We start from the raw sequence: 24,934 nt of genomic DNA, 5'->3' as shown, positions 1-24,934 counted from the left end.
TACCCGGACTGTACCCCGGCCTATCCGGCTCAGTGGTTGTCGCGCGGCACAAAAGAGCCGCGTTTGCCGACCAGGAAATCCAGGTCGACGCCCTCGTCGGCCTGTAGTACATGGTCGATGTAGAGCTTCCAGTAGCCTGAAGACAGCGGGGGCTCGGGCGCCTTCCAGCCGGCCATGCGTTTGGCCAGTTCTTCATCGCTCACATGCAGGTGCAGGCGGCGGTTCGGCACGTCCAGCTCAATGATGTCGCCGTTTTGCACCAGCGCCAGGGGGCCGCCGGCCGCCGCTTCAGGCGCGGTGTGCAGCACCACGGTGCCGTAGGCGGTGCCGCTCATGCGCGCGTCGCTGATGCGCACCATGTCGGTGATGCCCTTTCGCAGCACCTTGGGCGGCAGCGGCATGTTGCCGACCTCGGCCATGCCGGGATAGCCTTTGGGCCCGCAGTTTTTCAGCACCATCACGCAGTTTTCGTCGATGTCCAGGTTTTCGTCGTCGATGCGGGCGTGGAAGTCTTCAATGGTTTCAAACACCACGGCCCGGCCCTTGTGCACCATGAGCGCGGGCGTGGCGGCGCTGGGCTTGATGACGGCGCCGCGCGGCGAGAGATTGCCACGCAGCACTGCTATGCCGGCCTTGTCTTTGAACGGCGCGCTGAGCGGCTTGATGACGTCGGCGTTGTAGTTTTCCGCATCGGCAATGTTCTCGCCAATGGTTTTGCCGTTGGCTGTGATGGCGCCGGTGTGCAGGTGTTGCGCGATTTCCTTCATCACCACCGGCAGGCCGCCGGCGTAGCAAAAATCTTCCATCAGGTATTTGCCCGAGGGTTGCAAGTTGACGAGGCAGGGCAGTTCGCTGGCCAGCCGGTCGAAGTCGTCCACGGTCAGCTTCACGCCGATGCGGCCGGCAATCGCGATCAGGTGAATCACGGCGTTGGTGGAGCCGCCGATCGCGGCGAGTGTTTTGATGGCGTTTTCAAATGCCTGGCGCGTGAGGATTTTGGAGAGCGTGAGGTCTTCATGCACCATCTCGACGGCGCGGCGGCCGGCCATGCGGGCCAGCACATTGCGCCTGCCGTCCACCGCCGGGTAGGCCGCGTTGCCCGGCAGGCCTATGCCCAGGGCTTCGACCATGCTGGCCATCGTCGAGGCCGTGCCCATGGTCATGCAGTGGCCGTGGCTGCGATGCATGCAGCTTTCGGCTTCAAAAAAGTCCTGCAGCTTCAAGGTGCCTGCGCGCACCTGCTCGCTCATGCTCCAGACGCCGGTGCCCGAGCCCAGTTCCTGGCCGCGCCATTTGCCGCTGAGCATGGGCCCGCCGCTGACGCCCACCGTGGGCAGGTCGACGCTCGAGGCTCCCATCACCAGCGAGGGTGTGGTCTTGTCGCAGCCCATCAGCAGCACCACGCCGTCGATGGGGTTGCCGCGAATGCTTTCTTCCACGTCCATGCTCGCCAGGTTGCGGTACAGCATGGCGGTGGGGCGCAGCAGGGTTTCGCCCAGCGACATCACCGGGAACTCAAGCGGGAAACCGCCCGCCTCGTAAACACCTATCTTGACCTGCTCGGCAATCGTGCGAAAGTGCGAGTTGCAGGGGGTGAGTTCGCTGAAGGTGTTGCAGATGCCGATGACCGGCCGGCCATCAAACTGGTCATGCGGAACGCCCTTGCCCTTGACCCAGCTGCGGTAGGCAAAACCGTCGCGGTCCTGGCGGCCGAACCATTGCTGGCTGCGCAGTTCGTGGGCGGGTTTTTTCTTCGGAGGTGTGCTCATGCGGGAAAATCCTTAATTTTCAATCATATTATCGTCATACCATTGAAATCACCGCCTCAGTAAAAACCATGACCACAGGAGTCACCTTTGTCCGCCTCGTCAAATCGTCCGCACATCCTCACCGTTGCCAAGCTTCCGCCTTTCCTGATGGAGCCGCTTCAGGCGTCTTATGAAGTCCATGACCGGCTGCATGAAAGCGATCCGGCGGCGTTTGCCAAAGTGGCTCCGCTGATCCGGGCCGTTGCGGGCGGAGGGGAGTCCAAGGTGCCTCGCGCCTTGATGGACCAGTTGCCTGCGCTGGAGATGGTTTCCATCATGGGTGTGGGTTATGACGGCGTCGACGTTGCCGCCGCGCTGGAGCGCCGCATCCCCGTCACCCACACGCCCGGCGTGCTCAATGACGAGGTGGCGGACCTGGCCATAGGCCTCATGCTTTCCGTGGCGCGCCGCATTCCGCTGGCAGACCGCTATGTGCGGGCCGGGCGCTGGGCCAAGGAAGGGCCCATGCCGCTGGCGCGCAAAGTCACCGGCGCGCGGCTGGGGATTGTCGGTTTGGGCCGTATTGGCCAGGCCATCGCCAGCCGGGCTGAAGCCTTCGGCATGTCCATCGCTTACACCGGGCGCACCGCGAAGGCGGAGCTTGCTTACACCTTTTACCCCTCGGCACAGGCGCTGGCGGCGCAGGTCGATTTCCTGATTGTGATCACGCCGGGCGGCGCCGGCACGCGCCACCTGATCAATGCCGAGGTGCTCAAGGCCCTGGGACCTGAAGGCTATCTCATCAACGTGGCGCGCGGTTCGGTGGTGGATGAGGCGGCGCTGGTTGATGCGCTGCAGCAAGGCGTGATTGCGGGGGCGGCGCTGGACGTCTTTGAGAAGGAGCCGCATCCCAGCGAAGCGCTGTGGGTCATGGACAACGTGGTGCTGACGCCGCACATGGCCAGCGCCACCGTGCAGACGCGCCATGCCATGGCCAACCTGGCCGTCAACAACCTGCGCGCGCATTTTGCCGGGCAAGCCCTCTTTACCCCGGTGCCCGAATGGCATTGAATCGGGTCCAGGTTCAGGCCCCGGCGCTCCGGGTTTTCCATAGAAAGCCCGGTATTTAATCATCATATGATAACAATGCGTCAAGGAACGCAGACTCCGAGTTTGTGCCAGTTCAACAATCAACCCGCAGAGGAGACAAGCCAAATGAGACTCAAGACAATCCTGGCCGCCGCGATGGTCGCGGCAGGCCTCATCGCGAGCGGTCAGGCCGCCGCGCAGGAAAAACTCACCGTCTGGTGGGTCAAAGGCTTTTACAAAGCCGAAGACGATGCGCTGTTCGCCGCCATCAAGAAATACGAAGAAAAGCACAAGGGCGTCAAGATCGACCTGTCGCAGTACCCCGTGCAGGACATGATCCCGAAGACGGTCGCGGCGCTCGACTCCGGCAACCCGCCCGACGTGGCCTATGCCGACGTCTATGACTTCCAGGTGACTGGCAAATGGGCCTTCGACGGCAAGCTCGAAGACCTGAGCAGCGTGATCAGTCCCATGCGGGCCCGCTTTGCGCCTAACACGGCGGAGACTACCTTCCTCTATAACGACGTGGCCAAAAACCGCGCCTATTACGCCTTCCCGATCAAGCAGCAGACGATGCACATCGAATACTGGATCGACATGCTGGCGGACGCGGGGTTCAAGGAATCCGACATTCCCAAGGACTGGAAGAGCTACTGGTCCTTCTGGTGCGACAAGGTGCAGCCTGCCAGCCGCCAGAAGACTGGCCAGCGCACCTACGGCATCGGACAGCCACTGGGTGTGGACTCCAGTGATTCCTTCTTTTCCTTCCTGACCTTCATGGACGCCTACAACGTGAAGCTCGTCAATGACAGCGGCAAGCTGCTGGTCGACGACCCGAGCGTGCGCGCCGGCCTGATCAATGCGTTGACCGACTATGTGGCGCCGTACACCAAGGGCTGCTCGCCGCCGTCGTCCACCAGCTGGAAGGACCCGGACAACAATGTCGCCTTCCACAACAAGACGACGGTGCTCACACACAATGCGACCATTTCGCTGCCCGCCAAGTGGCTGGACGATATGAACAACGCGGCCCTGAAGCCCGAAGAACGCGAAAACGCGAAAAAGAACTACACCGAGCGCATCCGTACGGCGGGCTTTCCGGCCAAGCCTGACGGCGGCAAGATGGTCTATCGCACGGCCGTCAAGACCGGCGTCGTGTTCAGCCAGGCCAAGAACAAGACGCGCGCCAAGGAGTTCGTGAACTTCCTGATGCAGGAAGAGAACCTCACGCCTTACGTTGAAGGTTCGCTCGGCCGCTGGTTCCCGGTCATGAAGGCCGCGCAGGAACGTCCGTTCTGGAAGGCGGACTCGCACCGCCTGTCGGTCTACAACCAGTACGCCGCCGGCACCGTGAGCTTCGAGTTTGTGAAGAACTACAAGTTCACCATCCTCAACAACGAGAACGTCTGGGCCAAGGCGGCCAACCGGGTGATCAACGAGAAGATCCCCGTCGACAAGGCGGTTGACGAGATGATCGCCCGTATCAAGACCGTGGCGGGTAGCTGATGCCCGTTCGCTGAGGAAGTGTTGTGCCGCTGACCCGGATTTGGCCGGGCGGCGGCGCGCATTTCCCGCTGTCTCCGCAGTTTTTCCGCCGTTCCTGTTTTTGTTGCCAACCTGCGCTTTATTCGCGTTCCTTACATGAGCACTACTGTCATAGAAGCGCCTCGATCGCTCGCCAGGGCTGCCCCCCGGGCGCTGACCTCATGGGAAAAGTGGGGCCTGCTGCTGGTGGTTCCTTATCTTCTGGTTTTTGTGGTTTTTGTGATCTACCCGGTGGGTTACGGCCTGTGGCTGGCGCGCCATCCGGCGAGCTACGAACGGCTCTTTGCCGACCCGATTTTCTTTCGTACCGTCATCAACACTGTGGTGTTTGTGGTGGTGGCCGTCAACGTCAAGATGCTGCTGGCTTTGGGCCTGTCGGGTTTTTTCCTCAACACGCGCTGGTGGGTCAAGATGCTGTCGGTGATCTTCATTCTGCCGTGGGCCGTCCCGTCCATCCCGACCATTCTTTCCATGCGCTTCATGCTCAACCCGGAGTGGGGCGTGGTCAATGCGCTGATCTTCCGCCTGACCGGCCTGGATGGCCCCAACTGGCTCAACGACCCGACGCTGGCGTTGACCTTCTCCATGCTGGCGCATATCTGGAAGTCGCTGCCTTTCTGGACGCTGATCCTGCTGGCCGGCCGCATGGCGATTCCCGGCGAGCAGTACGAGGCGGCGTCGGTGGATGGCGCCACCATGATGCAGAAGTTCCGCTTCATCACCTGGCCGTCCATGCGTTCGCTTTACCTGACCTCCACCATCCTGTCGATGATCTGGACGCTGGGTGACTTCAACAGCGTCTACCTCCTCACGGGTGGCGGGCCTGCCGACCTGACACATGTGCTGGCCACGCTGGGCATACGCTATTTGCGGCTGGACCAGGTTGACCTGTCGCTGGCGTCCATTGTGGTGGCCATGCCGCTGGTGTTGCCGCTGGTGTACTTCATGATGAGGAGATTGTCCAAATGAGCCGATCCGTACTCAAGGCGGCGACGACCGAGGCCAGGCTGCTGCTGATCGGTATTCCCGTGTTCATCTGGACCATGATCCCGATTTACCACATGTTCCTGTTCTCGATCTCCGCCAAGGACCAGGCCACGTCGGGCCGGCTGTGGCCGCAGAATCCGACGCTGCGCAATTTCGAGTTTGTTTTCGAGCAAAAGCATTTCTACCTTGATCACTTCTGGGAGCAGCTCGGCAACTCTTTCGTGATTGCCATCTCGGTTGGGGTGCTGACGCTTTTTGTGTCGACCTGCGCGGCGTTTGCCATCAGCCGTTTGCGGGTGCCGGGTGGGCGCACCGTGATGAACCTCGCCTTGTTCACCTATTTCATTCCCGCCGCCTTCCTGGCTGTGCCCATGTACAAGACCATGGGTAACTATGGCCTGCTGAACCACCAGGTATCGCTGGTCCTGGCCATGGTGACCATCGCTTCCCCCTATTGCATCTGGGTGCTCAAGCAGGCGTCCGACAAGCTGCCGTGGGAGCTGGATGAAGCCGCCAGGATGGACGGCGCCACGGCGCTGCAGCTGTTTCGCCTTGTGTACCTGCCGCTGATGGTGCCTTCGCTGGTTGCTGTGGGCACCTATGCCCTGTTGCTCGCATGGAACGAATACCTTTACGCCTTCCTGTTGCTCTCGAAGGACACCAGCGTGACGCTGGCGGTGGCGCTGGGCAACTTCCTCGCCGCGGATGATTCGCCCTGGGAGCTGCTGATGGCCACCGGCCTGATCTACGCCTTGCCGCCTGCGGCGATTTATTACGCTTTCAAACGCTACATGGTCTCCGGTCTCACCGCCGGTGCCGTCAAGAGTTGACAGGGCTGCCCGGCCGGCCTTGAAAGAACGCAAAGAGACAAAAAAACAGGAATCCCATGGCATCCGTTTCATTCCAGAACATCGAAAAGTCCTTCGGCAAGGTCAAGATCATCCACGGCATCAGCTTTGACATTGCCGACGGCGAGTTTGTCGTGCTGGTCGGGCCGTCCGGCTGCGGCAAGTCCACCTTGTTGCGCATGCTGGCCGGGCTTGAAGAAATATCCGGTGGTGAAATCGCCATCGACGGCAAGGTCATCAACGACCTGGACTCCAAGGACCGCGACATCGCCATGGTGTTCCAGAGTTATGCGCTGTACCCCCATATGACGGTGCGCGACAACATGGCTTTCAGCCTCAAGCTGCGCAAGGCCGACGCCGCACTGATCAACCAGCGGGTGGGCGATGCCGCACGCATCCTCAACCTGGACCCGCTGCTGGAGCGCTTTCCGCGCGAGCTGTCGGGCGGGCAGCGCCAGCGCGTCGCCATGGGCCGGGCCATCGTGCGCGACCCCAAGGTGTTCCTGTTTGACGAGCCGCTGTCCAACCTCGACGCCAAACTGCGCGTGGCCATGCGCGCCGAGATCAAGGCGCTGCACCAACGCCTGAAGACGACCACGGTGTATGTCACGCATGACCAGATCGAGGCCATGACGATGGCCGACCGTATCGTTGTCATGCATGACGGCATCATCGAGCAGATCGGCACGCCGCTGGAGCTGTTTGACCATCCCGGCAACCTGTTCGTCGCACAGTTCATCGGTTCACCGTCCATGAATGTGCTCAAGGGCAATTGGCGCGTCGCGGATGGCCGCCAGTGGGTGGAGGCCCAGGGCCACGCCTGGCCGGCGCAGGCGCTGTCAAATGCGGCCGATGGCCAGGCCGTGTCATATGGCGTGAGGCCCACGGACATCAGGCTATCGGGCACAGGAGCCGGCATTCCCGCCAGGGTGATCGTGGTGGAGCCCACCGGCGCGGAAACCGAACTCCTGCTGGAAGTCGGCGGCGCACGCGTGATCATCGTCATGCACGGCCGCACCGATGCGCGCCCCGACGACATCGTCCACCTCGACGTGGCATTGGGCAAGGCCCATGTGTTCGACGAAGCCACCGGCGTACGGCTCAACTGAGGCCGCGGATGACAGCGAACGCTTTCAGGCTGGACGGCAAGCTGGCGCTGGTGACGGGTTCATCGGCGGGTATCGGGCTGGCGCTGGCGCGCGGCCTGGCCGAGGCGGGCGCCGCCATCGTGCTCAACGGGCGCGACACCCAAAAACTGGAGCAGGCCGCCGGTGTGTTGCGCGCTGAGGGCCTTAGCGTGCACACCTGCGTGTTTGACGTGACGGAGGGCGCATCAGTGCAGGCCGCCGTTGAAAAAATCGAAACGGACATCGGCCCCATCGATATTCTGTTCAACAACGCCGGCATGCAGCTGCGCATGCCACTGCATGAGTTTCCCGAAGAGGACTGGCACCGCCTCATGCGTACCAATGTCGACAGTGTCTTTCTCGTCGGCCAGGCGGTGGCACGCCGGATGATCCCGCGCGGACGCGGCAAGATCATCAACATCTGCTCGGTCCAAAGCGAGATCGGCCGCCCCAATATTGCCCCCTACATGGCTAGCAAGGGCGCGGTGAAGATGCTGACCAAGGGGATGGCGATTGACTGGGGTCCTTACGGCATCCAGGTCAACGGGCTGGGCCCCGGTTATTTCAAGACGGAACTCACGGAAAAGCTGGTGGCGGACGAGCAGTTCAGTGCCTGGCTCACGGGGCGCACACCCAGCAGGCGCTGGGGCGAGGTGGCTGAACTGGCCGGTGCGGCCGTGTTTTTGGCCAGCGATGCCTCCAGTTTTGTCAATGGCCATGTTTTATATGTCGACGGCGGGGTGACGGCGACTTTGTGAACAAGCCGCCGCCAGTCCGCGAAATCAGGAAAACAAGGAACAACATCATGCGTGGACTTGTCTGTCATGCACCGCTCGATTTGCGCCTTGACGCGCTGGACACCGAACACCTCGGCCCGCAACAGCTGCGGGTGCGGGTGGCCTTCGGAGGTATTTGCGGCTCTGACCTGCATTACTTCCAGCACGGCGGTTTTGGCACGGTGCGTATTAAAGAGCCCATGGTGCTGGGGCACGAGGTATCGGGTGTGGTCGAGGCGGTGGGCAGCGAAGTCACCGGCGTGCGGGCAGGCCAGCGCATCGCGATTTCGCCGTCGCGGCCTTGTGGGGTGTGCCGTTTTTGCCAGCAGGGCCTGCACAACCACTGCATGGACATGCGCTTTTACGGCAGCGCCATGCGCTTTCCGCACATCCAGGGCGCTTTCCGTGAAACCCTGGTGATCGATGCGGCCCAGGCCCATCCCGTGGCCGATGACTTGCCCTTGTCCGAGGCGGCACTGGCCGAGCCCTTGTCGGTAGGCCTGCATGCGATTTCGCGGGCCGGCTCGGTGTTCGGCAAGCAGGTGCTGGTCACCGGCTGCGGCCCTATTGGCGCCTTGCTGATTGCCGGCCTGCGCCGTGCGGGCGCCGCCCGCATCGTTGCGGCCGACATTGCCGATCTGCCGCTGGCCTGCGCGAAAAAGATGGGAGCGGACCAGACCATCAACCTGGCGCAGGAACCGGATGGTCTGGCCGCTTTTGCCGTGGGCAAAGGGCAGTTCGATGTGATGTTCGAAGCCTCGGGCAATGAAAAGGCTTTGATCGCCGGTCTTGACGTTGTGGCGCCGCGCGGTGTCATCGTCACGGTCGGACTGGGCGGTAACGTCTCTTTGCCGCTCAATACGCTGGTGGCCAAGGAGCTTGAGTTGCATGGCACCTTCCGCTTTCACCCTGAGTTTGCCGTGGCGGTCGCCTTTTTGAACCAGCGGCTGATCGACGGCCGGCCGGTGATCACCGACATCGTGGCCTTCGACCAGGCCAAACATGCCTTTACACTCGCCGGCGACAAACGCCAATCCATGAAGGTGCAAATTGCTTTCAACGGCGAAACTGCATGAAGCCTCTGCCGCTCGCTCCATTTTTTATATCCCTCTACCGGAGTCCCTTGTGACCGTTTTCTCCAAAGTCATTCTTTACACCGACACCGATGGCCGGGCCAAATTCCGGGAAGAGGCGATCCCGCTGGGCGAAGGTTCGCCGCAGGCCATGCTGTCGGAACTGTTCGCCTCGGGCGGCTACCAGTTGCGCCACAGCCCGGTGGGGTTTCGTAGCCAGTTTCATTGCACACCGAATCCGCAGTGGGTGTTCATCCTGGGCGGCGAAATGGAAATCGGCCTGCAGGGCGGCATATCCCGCATCTTCAAGCCGGGCCAGCATTTTTACTCGGCCGACGTTCTGCCTGCCGGCGCCACATTTGACCCCGCGCTGCACGGGCACTGGAGCAGCCAGGCGGGGCCGGAGCCTTTGATCACGCTGTTTGTACGGGGCTGAGGCGACACCATGGCCACCATGAAAAACGTTCACGGCAACACGGTCGACCACATCGGCGAAGCCATCGTCGCCGGCCGTTATGCCGCCGGCATGGCCATGCCGCCGGAGCCGGTTCTCTGCGAAGAGCTGGGTGTGAGCCGCACGGTGGTGCGCGAAGCGGTCAAATCGCTGATTGCCAAGGGGCTGGTCACCACCGGGCCCAAGGTGGGCACACGCGTTTTGACCGAGGAGCACTGGAACTGGTTTGACCCCGACGTGATTTCCTGGAAGGCCAAAGCCGGCATTACGCCCGAATTTTTACGGGACCTGCTGGAGTTGCGCCGTCTGGTGGAGCCGGCCGCCGTGCGTATGGCCGCTGAGCGGGCCACCGCCGAGGAGATTGCCGAGATTGAAGATGCCTTTGCAGGCATGAAGCGCGCCGTGGAAGGCGGCGGCGACTATGTGACCTACGACCTGCGTTTTCACCAGGGCTTGCTGCGTGCCGCGCACAACCGCATGCTGATCCAGATGAACAAGGCGCTGAGCGCATTGCTGCGCACCAGTTTTGAGATATCGACCAGCCGCAAAGACGGCCCCAAGCGTTCATTGCCCTTGCACCGCGCGGTGCTGGATGCGGTGATTGCCCGCAACCCGGCCAAGGCTGAAAAAGCCATCCTGGTGCTGATAGACGGCGCGCGTGAAGATATCGAATTGGTGCTTGGTTCCCGGCGCCGTTTACCCAAACTGAACGAGCCGGCCAAGCAGCTCAAAGCCGCCTGAGGCGCGGGTCGGCGCCTAACGGTGCTGCATCTCGCCGGACAGGATGACGTGATGGCCCTGGCGGACAGCCACTTCCTCCACCAGCGTGCGCGCGACACGGTCCGCTGAAATGGACTGGTAGTTGGCGGGGATCACGCCGCTGAGCATGCGGCTCAGGCCCAGCGCGATTTTTTCGCCTGCGCGTGGCGGCTGGCCCAGAGACTCCCGCTCGCCCGCAAGGAATGAGGGGCGCACCACCACCAGGGTGGAAAATCCCAGCAGCGAGAGCGCTTCTTCCGCTTCGCCTTTGACACGGGTGTAAAAAACGGCAGAGTGCGCATCGGCGCCCATGGCGCTGACCAGGCCCAGCCGTGTCGCGCCGGCAATGCGGCCGGCGCGGGCTATCGCCAGCACGGCGTCGAAATCCACGGCCCTGAAAGCGGCCCGGCTGCCGGCTGTTTTGATCGTGGTGCCGAGTGCAATAAAGACGTCATTCACCGGCGGGGCCGTGAACTCCGTCAAGGAGCCGGCCAGATGCGCGCTCAAGCGCGCGTCGCGCTGGGCTGGTGCACGGCGACCCACGCAGTGGATCGCCGAATAGCTGTTACCGGCCAGTAAATGAGCCAGGACCGCCCGGCCGACGAGGCCCGTTGCCCCGGCCACCAGCGCCACCCGAGCCGCCGGAGCGGTTGCCGCGGTAGTTGCCGCGGTTGCCGCCGGTGGGTTGGCCTGAGGATGGGAAGCCTGAGGAGGCGTGGCTGGCGGGTTGCTGGTTGTCGAAGTCATTGCGTGGCTCCCTTGACTCGTTGCGCGGTGCGCGCGGCTGCTGGTCGTCGCGGTGGCGCGGCGCCTGGGCTTGCCGTGGCGGCTGGCCGTTTTGCGAATAACCGGAATTCTGGCGCGGCTGGCCGGGGTTGGGTGTGCGGGGGCCGCGTCCGCTGCCGTTGCCGCCATTACCACCGTTACCACCGTTACCACCACCGTTGCCGCCACCGGCAGGGCCGCGTCCGCGCCCACCGCCGTTGCCGCCACCGTTACCGCCGCCTGCGCCGCGTGCGGGCTGTGCGCCCTTGGTGTCGCGGATGCGCTGCATCATTTCGCTGCGTGCGGCCTTGGCGGCTGCCTGCATCACTTCGCGGCTGGGCGGCTTGCCCAGGCCGCCCCAGATGGTCTGGCGGCCCATGGCCAGCGGCTCGGCGCGTTCGCCGGGTTCGGCTTCAAAGCCGGGGACGGTGATTTTTTCGATGTTTTGTTTGGTGAAACGCTCGATATCCTGCATGAAACCTTCTTCATCCAGGCAGACCAGGCTGACGGCTTCACCGCTGTTGCCGGCGCGGCCGGTGCGGCCGATGCGGTGCACATAGTCTTCGCTGACGTTAGGGATTTCATAGTTCACGACGTGCGGCAGTTCGTCGATGTCGATGCCGCGGGCGGCGATGTCGGTGGCCACCAGGGCGCGAATCGTGCCGCTCTTGAAATCAGCCAAAGCCTGGGTGCGGGCGGTCTGGCTTTTGTTGCCGTGCAGCGCCATCGCGGGGATGCCGTTTTTGGTCAGATGCTCGGCCACGTTGTTGGCGCCGAACTTGGTGCGGGTGAACACCAGCACCTGGCTCCAGTTGTGCTCGTTGATGATGTGGGTCAGCAGCGCTTTCTTCTTGCCGCGGCCCACGGGGTGGATGGTCTGCGTGATGCGCTGCACCGTGGTGTTGCGCGGCGTGACCTGGATGGATTCGGGGTTCTTCAGCAGGCCGTTGGCCAGCTCGCGGATTTCGTCGCTGAAGGTCGCGCTGAACAGCAGCGACTGCTTTTGCTTGGGCACCAGGGCCAGCACCTTCTTGATGTCATGGATGAAGCCCATGTCCAGCATGCGGTCGGCTTCGTCCAGCACCAGGATCTGCACCTGGCTCAGGTCCAGCGTGCCCTGGCTCGCGTGGTCCAGCAGGCGGCCGGGGGTGGCGACCAGGATGTCCACGCCGCGGCGCAGCTTTTCAATCTGGGCGCCCATGCCGACACCGCCGAACATCACCATGGAGGTGAGGTCGGTGTATTTGCCGTAGGTGCGCACGCTTTCTTCGACCTGGGCCGCGAGTTCGCGGGTAGGGGTCATGATCAGGGCGCGCACGGCGTTGACGCCGCGGCGGTTGGTCAGGCGCGCTTCGGTGGACAGGCGTTGCAGCAGGGGCAGCGTGAAGGCAGCGGTCTTGCCGGTGCCGGTCTGGGCGCCGCCCAGCAGGTCTATGCCTTTGAGTACGGCGGGAATCGCCTGGGCCTGGATGGGGGTAGGGGTGTCGTAGCCTTGCTCAAGCACGGCCTTCAGAATGGCCGGGGCCAAATTCAATTCTTCAAATGTCATGATGTTGCGCCGCTCGGGCGCTTTAGATCGGCCTGTTGGGCGCCTTGCTGGAAGGCAACCCGCCAGTCAAAGGCAGATGGGGTCAGAAAGTCGGGCCGAAAACATCGTAAGCAGCCGCTTGTTGCGGTACCCGGATGTGCCCAAATGTTGAAGGCAACTGGAGCCAGCAACCCCTGTATTGTCGCACAGCAACGATAATGGGGGATTCACGCAGAAAAACACGCCTTGCCAAAAGGCGTTTGCGCCAAGGCGCAGCGTGTGGTTCCAGCCCGCAAGAAAACCTGCAGGGCAGCCCGTAAAACAGCCTTTACGGACCGCCGGCAGCCCGTTTTTTTGCAATGTTTTTTCATTTTTACCAAAGTAATCCTGATGGCTCAGTACGTTTTCACCATGAACAAGGTCGGCAAAATCGTGCCGCCCAAGCGCCATATCCTCAAAGAGGTGTCGCTCAGCTTCTTCCCGGGCGCCAAGATCGGCGTGCTGGGCACCAACGGTTCGGGCAAATCCACCCTGCTCAAGATCATGGCCGGCCTGGACACGGAAATCGAGGGCGAAGCTACCCCCATGCCGGGCCTGAACATCGGCTACCTGCCGCAGGAACCCAAGCTGGACCCTGAACACACGGTGCGCGAAAGCGTGGAAGCCGGCATGGGCGCGGTGTTTGCCGCCAAGGCCCAGCTCGAAGCCGTGTACACGGCCTACGGCGAGCCTGATGCCGATTTCGACGCATTGGCGGCCGAACAGGCCCGCCTGGAAGCCATCATTGCCACGGCCGGCACCGATTCCGAGCACCAGCTGGAAATCGCCGCTGACGCTCTGCGCCTGCCACCCTGGGACGCCAAGATCGGCCTGCTGTCCGGCGGTGAAAAGCGCCGCGTCGCCCTGTGCGCGCTGCTGCTGTCCAAACCCGACATGCTGCTGCTTGACGAACCGACCAATCACCTGGATGCCGAATCTGTGGACTGGCTGGAGCAATTCCTGCAGCGCTTTTCGGGCACTGTGGTGGCCATCACCCATGACCGCTACTTCCTGGACAACGCCGCCGAATGGATTCTGGAGCTGGACCGCGGCCACGGCATCCCCTGGAAGGGCAACTACAGCAGCTGGCTGGACCAGAAGGGCGAACGCCTGGCGCAAGAGCAAAAGGGCGAAGAAGCTCGCGCCAAGGCCCTGAAGAAAGAACTGGAATGGTCGCGTCAGAACCCCAAGGCCCGCCAGGCCAAGAGCAAGTCGCGCCTGGCCCGTTTTGAGGAACTCTCTGACTATGAATACCAGCAGCGCAACGAAACCCAGGAAATCTTCATCCCCGTGGCCGAGCGCCTGGGCAATGAAGTCATCGAGTTCAAGAACGTCAGCAAATCCTTCGGTGACCGCCTGCTGATCGACAACCTGAGCTTCCAGGTGCCTGCGGGCGCCATCGTCGGCATCATCGGCCCCAACGGCGCCGGTAAATCCACCTTGTTCAAGCTGATCTCCGGCAAGGAGCAGCCTGACAGCGGCGAAGTCGCCATCGGCAAAACCGCCCGCATGGCCTTCGTCGACCAGCACCGTGACGACCTGGCCAATGAAAAAACCGTCTGGGAAGACATCTCAGGCGGCCTGGACATGCTGACTGTCGGCAAGTTCACCATGCCCAGCCGTGCTTATGCCGGCCGCTTCAACTTCAACGGCGCCGACCAGCAAAAACGCGTTGGCATGCTGTCCGGCGGTGAGCGCGGGCGTTTGCACCTGGCCAAGACCCTGATCGCGGGCGGCAACGTGTTGATGCTCGATGAGCCCTCCAACGATCTGGACGTAGAAACCCTGCGCGCGCTGGAAGACGCGTTGCTGGAGTTCGCCGGCTCGGTACTGGTGATCAGCCATGACCGCTGGTTCCTGGACCGCATCGCCACCCACATCCTGGCCGCCGAAGGCGACAGCCAGTGGACCTTCTTTAACGGCAACTACCAGGAGTACGAAGCTGACAAGAAGAAGCGCCTGGGTGAAGAAGGCGCCAAACCGAAGCGCGTGCGCTTTAAAGCATTGCACTAGGCTTGGGCGCTGTCATGACAGACCAGGAGGTCCTGGACAAAACCCGCTTGTGGCTCGAAAAAGCCGTGATCGGGCTCAACCTGTGCCCCTTCGCCAAGGCGGTGTACGTCAAGAACCAGGTGCGCCTGGTGGTGAGCCAAGCTCGGCACGCGGACGACCTGCTCGAGGAACTTGACCGAGAGCTGGATCTTCTGGTCGCTACGCCGGCCGATGAGGTCGACACCACGCTGCTGATCCACCCCACGCTGTTCGACGACTTCCTGGACTTCAACGACTTCCTTGAAGTGGCTGAGGGTGTGGTGGACGAGCATGAGCTTGAGGGCGTGATCCAGCTGGCCAGCTTTCACCCGCAATTCCAGTTTGACGGCACCGAGGCGGACGACATCAGCAACTACACCAACCGCGCGCCGTTTGCCATCCTGCACCTGTTGCGGGAGGAAAGTGTGGAGCGGGCCGTTGAGGCTTTTCCCGATGCCGAGGCCATCTTCGAGCAGAACATCGCAACGCTGGAAAAACTCGGCCACAAAGGCTGGAAGGCGCTGGACCTGTAGCACTGCGAGGAGGCGGTGCTATTTGGGCAAATACTGCTTGAGCACTGCCTGCAATTGCGCGAAGTTAAAAGGCTTGGTCACATAGCCGCTGGCGCCCAGGCGCAATGCTTCTTCCAGCCGTTCCGACTCGGCGCTTGCCGACAGGAAGATCAGTGGAACCTGCTTGAGGGATGGTTCGGCCTGCAATGCCGCCAGGACTTCCATGCCGTTCATCCGCGGCATCATCACGTCGCAAAAAATCAGGTCGGGCAGGTGTTCTTTGGCAACCTGCAGGCCGGTATCGCCATCCGAGGCTTCCAGCGCCTCGTGGCCTTCGAGCCGGACGAAGCGCAGCAAGTTGCTTCGTATGTTGGCTTCGTCTTCAATCACCAGAATGCGCGCCATTTTTCTTTCGCATTGGAGGCCCCGCGTTCTTTTCGGCGGGGTCGATATTCCCTGAATCGCCAGGCCGCTACTTGCATCCCGGTGCATCCCGGCGGCGCTGGTGGCTTATCTTATAGCGCTACCGCGATTTTCCAAAGGCGTTCCCGGTGCGCCAGCCGGCGCATCTGCTCTGTGCGGGCTTAAATCTTCACCATGAAGCGGGTTCCCTGTCCCACCTGGCTGCGCACCTCAATGCTGCCGCCATGCAGGTCGACCGAGTTTTTGACGATGGCCAGACCGAGGCCTGTTCCCTGGATCTCGCCCACATTGCTGGCCCGGTGGAACCATTCAAACAGGTGGGGAAGCTCTTCGGCCGGAATTCCTATGCCCTGGTCGGCCACTTCAAAGGCCACCCGCTCGTCCAGCGAAGAGACGCGAAACAGGACTTTCCCGCCCTGCGGCGAATACTTGATGGCGTTGGACAGCAGGTTGCCGAAAATGTGGCGCAGCAGCTTTTCATCGAAGAGCCCCACCGCCGGCTGAAGCTCGAATTCCAGCGCCAGCTCGCACCCTGCCTGGGAGTGCTGGATGCGCGCGTCTTCCACCAGGTTCTGGCAAAGCACTTGCAGGTTGATCTCCGCCGGCCGGAATTCCAGCATCTGCGCCTCCACCTTGCCCAGCAGCAGGACGCGGTCCAGCATATGGGTCATGCGCTGCACGCCGGTTTCTATGGTGTCTATCACCTCGGCTTTTTCGGGCCCCGGCAGGCGATCGCCATAGTGCTTGAGCAACTCGGCCGAGGACAGGATAAAAGCCAGCGGCGTGCGGAATTCGTGTGAAGCCACCGAGATGAAGCGCGATTTCATGTCATTGAGCTCGGTTTGCCGCTGCAGCGTCTGGCGCTGTGTCAGCTCGGCCTGCAGCCGTGCCGTGGCGTCAACGACGAAGATCAGCGTGGCCTCGCGCTTGCCCCATTCGATCTGGACAGCAGAAAGCTCCAGCGAGCGCACCTCTCCGGCCTGCGTGATCACACGAAAGCCGTACATCGATTCCACATCGTCACCGCGCAGCCGGCGTTCATGTCGCTCGCGCATGACCGGCAGGTCGTCGGGGTGGACCGTTGCCGTGTAGGGCTGCGACAGCAGGTGTTCCCGCGGGTGGCCCACGATGCGCTCCAGGCTGGGATTGACGAACACCATGCGTTCGTCCTGCACCACCACCACGCCGACGCCGACGTTTTCAATCACCGTGCGGTAACGCTCTTCTGACTTGCGCAGCTCATCAAGCGCCTGATAGCGTTCGATGGCGCTGCTGACATGGTTGGCGACAAAGGAGAGGATGTCCGCGTCCGAGGCGTCGTAGGCCACCCCCGGCTCATAGCCCTGCACCGCCAGCACGCCGCCCACGGCGCCCCGGATATGCATGGGCACGCCGAGCCATGAAGAGAAGGTCATGTCACCGCGGCCCTGGGTGACGTCGCCAGAGACAGCGAGGTCGCTCAGGCGCTCAGCGTCGATGATCTGCGGACGCGCGGTGTCGAGCACAAATTCGGTCAGGCCCTTGCTGCGCGGCACGTCGTTGCGCTGCAGCGTGTCGCCGTCGCGTTCGTCGACGTAGTACGGGAAATGCTTGAGCTGTTTTTGCGCGTCGTAAAGGCACACATAGCAGTTCTTCGCATAGAGCAACTCGCCCAGCAAGCCATGCACCGATTGCAGGAAGTCGTAGAAAGAGAGGTCCGCCGCCGCCCGTTCGGCGATGCGGTAGAAAACCCTTTGCAGTGTTTCGGCTTTTTTCTGCTCACGCGCTTCGGCCTGGAGTTCGCGTGTGCGTTGCTCCAGCCACAGGTTGGCGGACGTCTCCTGCTTTTGCTTTTCAAGCTGCAGGTCCCGGTAGTCGGCCTGCAACGCCTGGTGCTGTTGTTGCAGCTGCTTGAGCTGGTCATGCAGGTCGGCGTCAGAAGGCATGGCGCGGCTTTCGTCCTCGGGTTGGAGAGTGGCCGCCGCAGTGGCAGCCCCCGAGTTCATTATGCGGCCTTGAGAAGACCGTCCGGCGCCTTGATCGTGGCGGTTTTCCCTTGGTGCGTCGCCCGCCCTTTGGGTGCTCAGGGCGTGTTCAGCCCGTCCACCGCCTGGAACATGGCTTGCCGCGCCTGGGTCACGATTTGTGTTCGCCATTCGTCCGTATCGACATAAAACGCATTCATCATCTGGCGCTTGATTGCGGCGTGCTGGGCGGCCGGCGCCTCAGGGTGCTTGTACAGCCAGTGGTCGGCCCGCAGGGCGGCAATCATGTCAAGGATGGGCAGTGTGCCGTATTCCATGGCCATGCCGGTGTACTCGGCCTGCGGGCATTCGTCATACACGGCGCTCCAGAGCAGGCCCGTGAGGAGCGCCGAGCTGGAGGAGCCGTCATAAAACGACGTCACCGGTGTGGCGCCGCCGCCGTCCCACCAGGCGCGCGTACGCGCCAGTGCTTGCGGGTCGTCCTTGCAGGCAAAGATGCGCTCGCCCACACCGCTGGGGCCCAGCCCCGTGTGCAAGTCCATCCAGGCAAGGCGGCGCGCACTTTGCCCGAAGGTCTGCAAGACCTGGCGCAGGGTGCGGTTGCTCCAGCTCGGCTCGGTGCCGCCGAAGAACATGCCATCGGCAAATTCATGCTGCCCCTGGGACACTGCGGCCTGGTAACGCGCCATGCCCTGGGTCTCGATATGGGCCGCGATGGCGGCCTGGTTCTCGGCTGTGGGCGGCCACTGCGCGGGCAGCAGCAGCGCATGGACGTCGCGGTAGGGCTCGTTGACAGGCAGCGGCTTGCTGAAATCGTGGAAGTTGCGGTTCAGATCCACGTTTTCATGCGTGGTGCGCCGGGCATGGGAGAACCCGTGGGGATTGAGTGCGTGAATGTAGAGCACCGCGACCCCGCCCGCGCGGGCTTGGGCACGCCATTCGGCGTCGTGGGCGGCATACACCTGCACGCCAGAGCCGCAGTAGCCCTCCACGCCGTGGCAGGCGCTGCTGATCACAAAGAGCTTTTCGGCGTCGGGCGAGCCGTCCAGCGCCACGTCCATGGCCAGGGTTTCGCCGTCGCGGCCCTTCAGTGGGTGCTCGTAGGAACGAAGCGTCATGCCGGCGGCCGTTGCCGCCTCAAGAAACTTGGCGCGCGCAGCCGCATAGCTGGCCGAAAAAGCCGCGTGTGTGTTCATGGTTTGATGGAAATGGGGTTGACGTTCAGGCCTTGGTTCCCAGCCAGCGTGTGGCCAGCTGCACCCAGTAGGTGCCGCCCAGCGGGATCAGGTCGTCGTTGAAGTCGTAGCTCGGGTTGTGCAACATGCAGGGCCCTCCGCCATGGCCCATTTCACGGTGCGCACCGTCGCCGTTGGAGATAAAGCAATAGGCCCCCGGCTTGGCCTGCAGCATGTAGGCAAAGTCTTCGGCGCCCATGGTGGGTTCCTGCGCCAGCACGTTGCCTTCGCCCACGATGTCTTTCATCACCTGCCGCGCAAAATCGGCTTCAGCGGGGCTGTTGATGGTTGGCGGGTAATTGCGCGTGAACTCAAACTCGCAGCGCGCCTCAAAGGCGGCGCAGGTGTGCTCGGCCACTTCCTTCATGCGCTTTTCGATCATGTCCAGCACCTCGATGCTGAACGTGCGCACCGTGCCCTGCAACTCGCAGAAATCCGGCACGACATTGGTCGCTTCGCCCGCATGAATCATGGTCACCGAGATCACGCCCGCATCCACCGGTTTTTTGTTGCGGCTGATGATGGTCTGGAAACCCTGCACCATCTGGCAAGCCACCGGCACCGGGTCTGTGCCGGTGTGCGGCATCGCGGCATGGCCGCCCTTGCCGCGTATGGTGATCTTGAATTCATTGCTCGACGCCATCACCGGCCCCGCGCTGACGGCGAAGGTGCCGACCGGCGCGCCGGGCCAGTTGTGCATGCCGAAGACGGCCTCCACCGGGAATTTTTCGAACAGACCGTCCTTGATCATCTCGCGGGCGCCGCCGCCGCCTTCTTCGGCCGGCTGGAAAATCAGGTAGACCGTGCCGTCAAAGTCACGGTTCTTCGCGAGATGGTGCGCCGCGGCCAGCAGCATGGCGGTGTGGCCGTCATGGCCGCAGGCGTGCATCTTGCCGGGGTTCGTGCTGGCGTGCGCGAATTTGTTGAATTCCTGCATCGGCAGGGCGTCCATGTCGGCACGCAGGCCGACGGCCCGGCCGCTGGCGCCGCCGTCGCGCCCGTGCACGATGCCCACCACGCCGGTGGTGCCCATGCCGCGGTGGATGGGAATGCCCCACGCCTCCAGTTTTTTGGCCACCACATCAGCGGTGCGGACTTCCTGGAAACACAGCTCAGGGTGGGCGTGAATGTCGCGGCGTATGGCCGCGATTTCGGCAGTTTCTGCCAGGATGGAGTCAATGATTTTCACGATGTTCTCCGTTAAAGGGTCATGGTAACCAAGCTGGCGCAGTTTTGCAGGCGCCACCCCAGCCTTTGATTTCTAGATCCGGCCTTCCTCAACCGCATGGCAGGCCACGCGAACGCCGGCCAGGTGCAGGAACTCCGGCCTTTCACTCTGGCAGCGCGCATTGGCGTGCGGGCAGCGCGGGTGAAAGGTGCAACCGCCGGGCGGATCAAGCGGGTTGGGCACCTCGCCTGAAACCGGCGTGCGGGCGCGGCCGGTGTCATGCATTTTGGGGATGGCGTCCAGCAGCATGCGCGTGTAGGGATGGCGAGGCCTGTCAAACAGGCTGTGCTTGTCGGCCAGCTCGACCAGGCGTCCCAGGTACATCACACCCACCTGGTCGCTCACATGGCGCACCACCGCCAGGTTGTGCGAGATAAAGAGATAAGTCAGCCCTTGCTTGCGCTGCAGGTCTTTCATGATGTTGAGCACCTGCGCCTGCACGCTCACATCCAGCGCGGAGGTGGGCTCGTCGCAGACCAGGAACTCCGGCTCGGTGGCCAGCGCGCGCGCGATGGAGATGCGCTGACGCTGCCCGCCCGAGAACTGGTGCGGGTATTTGGGCATGTCCAGCGGCGACAGGCCAACCGACTTGAGCAACTCGCCCACACGTTCCTTGAGCGCTGCGTCTTCGCTGAGGATGCCGTGCTCGCGCAGCGGCTCGGCGATGATGTCTTCAATCGTCCAGCGCGGGTTCAGGCTGGCGTACGGGTCCTGAAAAATCATCTGGATGCGGCTGCGCAATTGCTGGCCGGCTGGTGTCTTGAACACCGCATGCGCATCCTGGCCGTCAAATGTCAGGCCGCCGCGTGTGGGTTCATAAAGTCCCACCAGCAGCCGCGCCACAGTACTTTTGCCGCAGCCCGATTCGCCCACCAGCGCCAGCGTCTTGCCTTTTTCAATCTCGAAGCTCACGCCGTCGACGGCCTTGAGCAGGAGCCTTGGCTTGCGTTCCAGCACGCGGTTGAGCCAGGGGGGCGATACGTCGAAGGTTTTTGCCAGATCGTGGGCCTGGACCAAAGGTGCGCCGGTGCTTGCCGCCTTTTGCGTGTTTTCCGGGTTCAGGCGCTCGCTCATACGGCTACCCCCGCCTGCACGTCATGCAACCAGCAGGCCGCACGGGTGGCGCCGGCCGCCATCAGGTCCGGCCTGTCCTGCCGGCAACGGTCAAAGGCCTTGGGGCAGCGCGGATTGAAGGCGCAGCCCTGTGGAATCGCGTTCAGGCGCGGCATGGCGCCGTCGATCTGGTAGAGGCGCTCGCGTTCCACCGTGATGTCGGGAATCGCGGCCATCAGGCCGGCGGTATAGGGGTGTGAGGGCTGGTTGATCACCTGGTGCACCGGCCCGATCTCGGCGATGCGCCCGGCGTACATCACGGCCACCCGGTCGCAGGTTTCGGCAATCACGCCCATATCGTGGGTGATCAGCATGACGGCTGCGCCGCGGTCTTTGCAGATGTTTTTGAGCAGCGTGATGATCTGCGCCTGAATGGACACGTCCAGCGCCGTCGTCGGCTCGTCCGCCACGATCAGTTTGGGCTCTGCCGCCAGCGCCAGGGCGATCACCACGCGCTGGCGCATCCCGCCTGAAAACTGGTGCGGGTAGTGGTCAATACGCTGTGCGGCCGCCGGAATGCCGGTGTCGTTGAGCAGGTCAATGGCCCGCCGCCTGGCTTCCTGCGCCGTCACCGGCAGGTGGGCCTGAATGGTTTCCACCAGCTGCCGGCCTATGGTGTAGAGCGGGTTGAGCGAGGTGAGCGGGTCCTGGAAGATCGCGCCTATCTTGCGTCCCCGGATATGGCGCATGCGCTCATAGGGCAGGTTGTCGATGCGCTCGCCCTCCAGCAGGATCTGGCCGCTCGCCACGCGGCCCGGCGGCTCCAGCAAGCCGATGATGGCGGCGCCCGTCAATGACTTGCCCGCGCCCGATTCGCCCACCACGCCCAGGATTTCACCGGGCGCGATGTCAAACGAGATGTCGTCCAGCGCGCGCAGCGTGCCGCGCCGGTTCGGAAACTCGACGATCAGGTTCTTGATTTGCAGAAGACTCATTTTCGAATTCACTATTACCGCAGGCGCGGATTCAAGGCATCACGCAGCCAGTCGCCCAGCAGGTTCACGCTTAGCGCTATCAGCACCAGCATCAACCCCGGAAACACTGTGATCCACCACTCACCCGAGAACAGGTAGTCGTTGCCCACGCGAATCAGCGTGCCCAGCGACGGCGAGGTCGGCGGCACACCCACGCCCAGGAAAGACAGCGTGGCTTCGGTGATGATGGCTGTGGCCACCTGGATGGTGGCCAGCACCAGCACCGGCCCCAGTACATTGGGCAGCACGTGGCGGCGCATGATGCGCAGGGGCGCCACACCCGTCACGCGGGCTGCCTGCACATATTCCTTGCCGCGCTCCACCATCGTGGAGCCGCGCACCGTGCGCGCGTACTGCACCCAGCCGGACTGGCCCATAGAGATGGACAGGATCAGCACGCCCATGGCGAGCAACTGGCTGGCATCCGGAAACACCGCGCGGCCCACGCCGGCGATCAGCAGCGCCACCAGGATGGGCGGGAAGGACGACATCACGTCGCACACACGCATCAGGGCGGCGTCTATCCAGCCGCCGCGAAAGCCCGCCAGCAGGCCCAGCGAGACCCCGACCAGCGTCGACAGGATGACCGACGCGACACCCACCACCAGAGAAATGCGGGCGCCATACATCAGCGCCGACAAAATGTCGCGCCCCTGGTCGTCGGTGCCCAGCAGGTACTTGCTGCTGCCCTGCGCGCTCCAGGCCGGCGGCAGGCGCGCATCGCTCAGCTCCAGCGTGGCCAGGTTGAAAGGATCATGCGGCGCCACCCAGCCGGCAAACACCGAGCAGAAAACGCAAACCAGCGCAATGGCAGCCGCCACCATCGCCACCGGCGAGGTGCGAAAGCTGTGGCCCACATCGCTGTCAAGCCAGCGTGCAAGAATTTTTTTCATCAAAAGGAAGAGCAGTCCGTGTTATCAAGGGTCGAGCAAAGCGAGACCTGTGCCAGAACAGCGCGGAACCGGCTTTGCCGGGCCGCAGCTGTTGTCCCCTGTAGGGGAGAGGCCGTTACGCGAAGCGAAAAGGCAACAGGGGGGTGCTACCTTTCAGGGGTTACTTTTTTATAGTCATCCACTTGAAGAACATGAAGTTGTCGGCCAGCTGAACCAGCTCGACCTTCTTGGTCGTACCCCAGGCCAGCGACTGCTGGTGCAGCGGCAGGTGGCCGACGTCGGCGCTGTGAATGTCAAAGGCTTCCTTGATCATCGCGTTGCGCTTGGTCTTGTCGGTTTCGGACTGGATCTTCTTCGTCAGCTCGTCAACCTTGGGGTTGCAGTACGCGCCCAGATTGAACTGGCCGGCGCCCTTGTCGTCCACGCAGGCGACCAGCGCATTGAGCGCGTTGTGGGCGTCATAGGTGGCCGGCGTCCAGCCCAGCAGGTAAAAGCTGGTGTCGCGGCGCAGCACCTTGGGAAAGTAGGTGCCCTTGGTTTCGGCCAGCAGGTTGACCTTCACGTTGATGCGCGACAGGTTGGCCGCCACGGCCTGGCAGATGCGGCCGTCGTTCACGTAGCGGTCGTTCGGGCAGTTCATGGTCAGCTCAAAACCGTTGGGGTAGCCGGCGTCCGCCATCAGCTTTTTGGCCGCTTCCGGGTCAAAAGGCAGGCGCTTGTTTTGTTCGGGCTGGAAGCCATTGATGCCGGGGCCAATCAGCAGGGCTGTCGGGCTGGAGGCGCCGCGCATCACGGTTCTCTTGATGCCGTCGATGTCGATGGCCTGGTAGAAGGCCTGGCGCACGCGCTTGTCCTTGAACGGGTTTTTCCCCTTGACGCTTGAGTACAGCAGCTCGTCGCGCTTCTGGTCCATGCCCAGGAATACGGTGCGCATTTCAGGGCCGACCAGCACCTTGGTGGCCGCGTTGGCGTTCACGCGCTCGATGTCCTGCACCGGCACGGGTTCCATCACGTCGACCTCGCCCGACAGCAGCGCTGCCACGCGGGTCGCGTCGTTGCCGATAGGCGTGTAAATCACTTCCTGGACATTGCCCTCGATCTTGCCCCAGTAGTTGCCGTTGCGGACAAAGGTAGTGCGCACATTGGGCTGGCGTTCGCGTACACGGTAGGGGCCGGTGCCGTTGGCACGGAAGGAAGCGGCGTTTTCAATGCCTTTGCGGCGGTCCACCGGGCGCGTGGCCTGGTTGGTCTCGCACCACTTCTTGCTCATCATGTAGACCAGTGAAATCACGTCCGGAAGGATGGGGAAGGGCGTCTTGGTTTCAATCTCGATCACGTGGTCGTTGATCTTGCGGACTTCCTTGAAATCATTGGTGTAGCTCTTCATGTCCGAGCCTTCCGCCTGCGTGCGGTTGAAGCTGAACACCACGTCGTCGGCGGTGAACGGCGTTCCATCGTGGAACAGCACGCCCTTGCGCAATTCAAAGCGCCACACGGTGGGCGAAGTCTGCTTCCATGACGTTGCCAGGCCCGGCGCCAGGCTCAGGTCCTTGTTGCGGATGACCAGGCCTTCATAGGTATTGCCCGTTACGCTGAGTTGCAGCGACTCGTTGAACGAGTGCGGGTCCATCGACAGCGAATCGCCCTGGTTGGCGACGCGCAGGGTTTGCGCGGACGCTACAAAACTTGTAGCGGCTACCGCACAGAACACGGCGGCTGAGAACAGGCTAGGCTTGAATTTCATCAGGAACTCCTTATGGAAGCTATGGAAAAGGCTGAGGACTTGCGGGGGTAAAAAAGGTGGTTTGCGGCCGGCGGCATCA

At 62.7% G+C, this 24,934-nt stretch carries 22 protein-coding genes; 11 read left to right on the top strand and 11 right to left on the bottom strand.

The window, feature by feature from the left end:
• Positions 1-29: 29 nt before the first annotated feature.
• Positions 30-1,769, bottom strand: coding sequence for an IlvD/Edd family dehydratase (locus BM408_RS04295; RefSeq protein WP_092127137.1), 1,740 nt, complete (start codon positions 1,767-1,769; stop codon positions 30-32).
• Positions 1,770-1,856: 87 nt separating this feature from the next.
• Here BM408_RS04295 and BM408_RS04290 point away from each other — a divergent pair, with 87 nt between their 5' ends.
• The 9 genes from BM408_RS04290 to BM408_RS04250 all read left to right on the top strand — a co-directional run bounded on the left by BM408_RS04290 (position 1,857) and on the right by BM408_RS04250 (position 10,388).
• Positions 1,857-2,819: a 2-hydroxyacid dehydrogenase gene (locus BM408_RS04290; protein ID WP_092127136.1), complete on the top strand. Its 963-nt coding sequence runs from the start codon at positions 1,857-1,859 to the stop codon at positions 2,817-2,819.
• 144 nt (positions 2,820-2,963) lie between these two features.
• Complete coding sequence (locus BM408_RS04285; RefSeq protein ID WP_092127135.1) at positions 2,964-4,343, top strand: ABC transporter substrate-binding protein; 1,380 nt, start codon at positions 2,964-2,966, stop codon at positions 4,341-4,343.
• Positions 4,344-4,478: 135 nt separating this feature from the next.
• The gene (locus BM408_RS04280; RefSeq protein ID WP_092127134.1) at positions 4,479-5,351 is read left to right on the top strand and encodes a carbohydrate ABC transporter permease; all 873 of its coding nucleotides are present in this window, start codon (positions 4,479-4,481) and stop codon (positions 5,349-5,351) included.
• On the top strand, positions 5,348-6,199 hold the full coding sequence (locus tag BM408_RS04275) for a carbohydrate ABC transporter permease (RefSeq protein WP_092127133.1): 852 nt from the start codon (positions 5,348-5,350) through the stop codon (positions 6,197-6,199). Before BM408_RS04280 ends, BM408_RS04275 begins: the two co-directional genes overlap by 4 nt.
• A 56-nt stretch (positions 6,200-6,255) precedes the next feature.
• Positions 6,256-7,326, top strand: a complete 1,071-nt coding sequence (locus BM408_RS04270; protein WP_092127132.1) for an ABC transporter ATP-binding protein — start codon at positions 6,256-6,258, stop codon at positions 7,324-7,326.
• Between the two features lie 8 nt (positions 7,327-7,334).
• The gene (locus tag BM408_RS04265; protein WP_092127131.1) at positions 7,335-8,102 is read left to right on the top strand and encodes a glucose 1-dehydrogenase; all 768 of its coding nucleotides are present in this window, start codon (positions 7,335-7,337) and stop codon (positions 8,100-8,102) included.
• 47 nt (positions 8,103-8,149) lie between these two features.
• Entirely contained in the window at positions 8,150-9,196 is a 1,047-nt protein-coding gene (locus BM408_RS04260; protein WP_092127129.1) for an L-idonate 5-dehydrogenase, read from the top strand.
• A 49-nt stretch (positions 9,197-9,245) separates the two neighbouring features.
• Positions 9,246-9,629, top strand: coding sequence for a cupin domain-containing protein (locus tag BM408_RS04255; protein WP_092127127.1), 384 nt, complete (start codon positions 9,246-9,248; stop codon positions 9,627-9,629).
• Positions 9,630-9,638: 9 nt separating this feature from the next.
• Positions 9,639-10,388, top strand: a complete 750-nt coding sequence (locus BM408_RS04250; protein WP_092127125.1) for a FadR/GntR family transcriptional regulator — start codon at positions 9,639-9,641, stop codon at positions 10,386-10,388.
• 15 nt (positions 10,389-10,403) lie between these two features.
• On the opposite strand, the gene BM408_RS04245 is transcribed toward BM408_RS04250, so the two are convergent.
• Positions 10,404-10,949, bottom strand: a complete 546-nt coding sequence (locus tag BM408_RS04245; protein WP_217649410.1) for a Rossmann-fold NAD(P)-binding domain-containing protein — start codon at positions 10,947-10,949, stop codon at positions 10,404-10,406.
• 22 nt (positions 10,950-10,971) lie between these two features.
• Positions 10,972-12,720, bottom strand: coding sequence for a DEAD/DEAH box helicase (locus BM408_RS04240; RefSeq protein ID WP_092127123.1), 1,749 nt, complete (start codon positions 12,718-12,720; stop codon positions 10,972-10,974).
• Positions 12,721-13,089: 369 nt separating this feature from the next.
• Between BM408_RS04240 and ettA the strand changes: the two genes are divergently transcribed.
• Entirely contained in the window at positions 13,090-14,751 is a 1,662-nt protein-coding gene (gene ettA / locus BM408_RS04235) for an energy-dependent translational throttle protein EttA (protein ID WP_092127393.1), read from the top strand.
• Between the two features lie 14 nt (positions 14,752-14,765).
• Positions 14,766-15,302 carry a DUF1415 domain-containing protein gene (locus BM408_RS04230; protein ID WP_092127391.1) on the top strand — a complete coding sequence of 179 codons (537 nt, stop codon included), beginning with the start codon at positions 14,766-14,768 and terminating at the stop codon, positions 15,300-15,302.
• Between the two features lie 18 nt (positions 15,303-15,320).
• Here the strand turns inward: BM408_RS04230 and BM408_RS04225 are convergent, their stop codons facing one another.
• The 8 genes from BM408_RS04225 to BM408_RS04190 all read right to left on the bottom strand — a co-directional run bounded on the left by BM408_RS04225 (position 15,321) and on the right by BM408_RS04190 (position 24,855).
• Positions 15,321-15,686, bottom strand: a complete 366-nt coding sequence (locus BM408_RS04225; protein ID WP_175541675.1) for a response regulator transcription factor — start codon at positions 15,684-15,686, stop codon at positions 15,321-15,323.
• 179 nt (positions 15,687-15,865) lie between these two features.
• Positions 15,866-17,689, bottom strand: coding sequence for a sensor histidine kinase (locus BM408_RS04220; RefSeq protein WP_175541674.1), 1,824 nt, complete (start codon positions 17,687-17,689; stop codon positions 15,866-15,868).
• 77 nt (positions 17,690-17,766) lie between these two features.
• The gene (locus BM408_RS04215; protein ID WP_092127117.1) at positions 17,767-18,864 is read right to left on the bottom strand and encodes a M14 family metallopeptidase; all 1,098 of its coding nucleotides are present in this window, start codon (positions 18,862-18,864) and stop codon (positions 17,767-17,769) included.
• A gap of 25 nt (positions 18,865-18,889) precedes the next feature.
• Positions 18,890-20,092, bottom strand: coding sequence for a M20 aminoacylase family protein (locus tag BM408_RS04210; protein ID WP_092127389.1), 1,203 nt, complete (start codon positions 20,090-20,092; stop codon positions 18,890-18,892).
• A 72-nt stretch (positions 20,093-20,164) separates the two neighbouring features.
• The gene (locus BM408_RS04205) at positions 20,165-21,205 is read right to left on the bottom strand and encodes an ABC transporter ATP-binding protein (protein WP_092127115.1); all 1,041 of its coding nucleotides are present in this window, start codon (positions 21,203-21,205) and stop codon (positions 20,165-20,167) included.
• Positions 21,202-22,179 carry an ABC transporter ATP-binding protein gene (locus tag BM408_RS04200; protein WP_092127113.1) on the bottom strand — a complete coding sequence of 326 codons (978 nt, stop codon included), beginning with the start codon at positions 22,177-22,179 and terminating at the stop codon, positions 21,202-21,204. Before BM408_RS04200 ends, BM408_RS04205 begins: the two co-directional genes overlap by 4 nt.
• A 14-nt stretch (positions 22,180-22,193) precedes the next feature.
• Positions 22,194-23,111 (bottom strand): ABC transporter permease, encoded by a 918-nt coding sequence (locus tag BM408_RS04195; RefSeq protein WP_092127111.1) that lies wholly within the window; start codon positions 23,109-23,111, stop codon positions 22,194-22,196.
• A gap of 160 nt (positions 23,112-23,271) precedes the next feature.
• A complete protein-coding gene (locus BM408_RS04190) occupies positions 23,272-24,855 on the bottom strand; it encodes an ABC transporter substrate-binding protein (protein WP_092127109.1) in 1,584 nt (527 codons plus the stop codon).
• Between the last annotated feature and the right edge of the window lie 79 nt (positions 24,856-24,934).

Origin of the sequence: Polaromonas sp. YR568, assembly GCF_900116715.1 — a bacterium.
Classification (GTDB): Bacteria; Pseudomonadota; Gammaproteobacteria; order Burkholderiales; family Burkholderiaceae_C; genus Polaromonas.
Note: the sequence above shows the minus strand (reverse complement) of the source record. Positions and strands in the feature narration are given on the sequence as shown.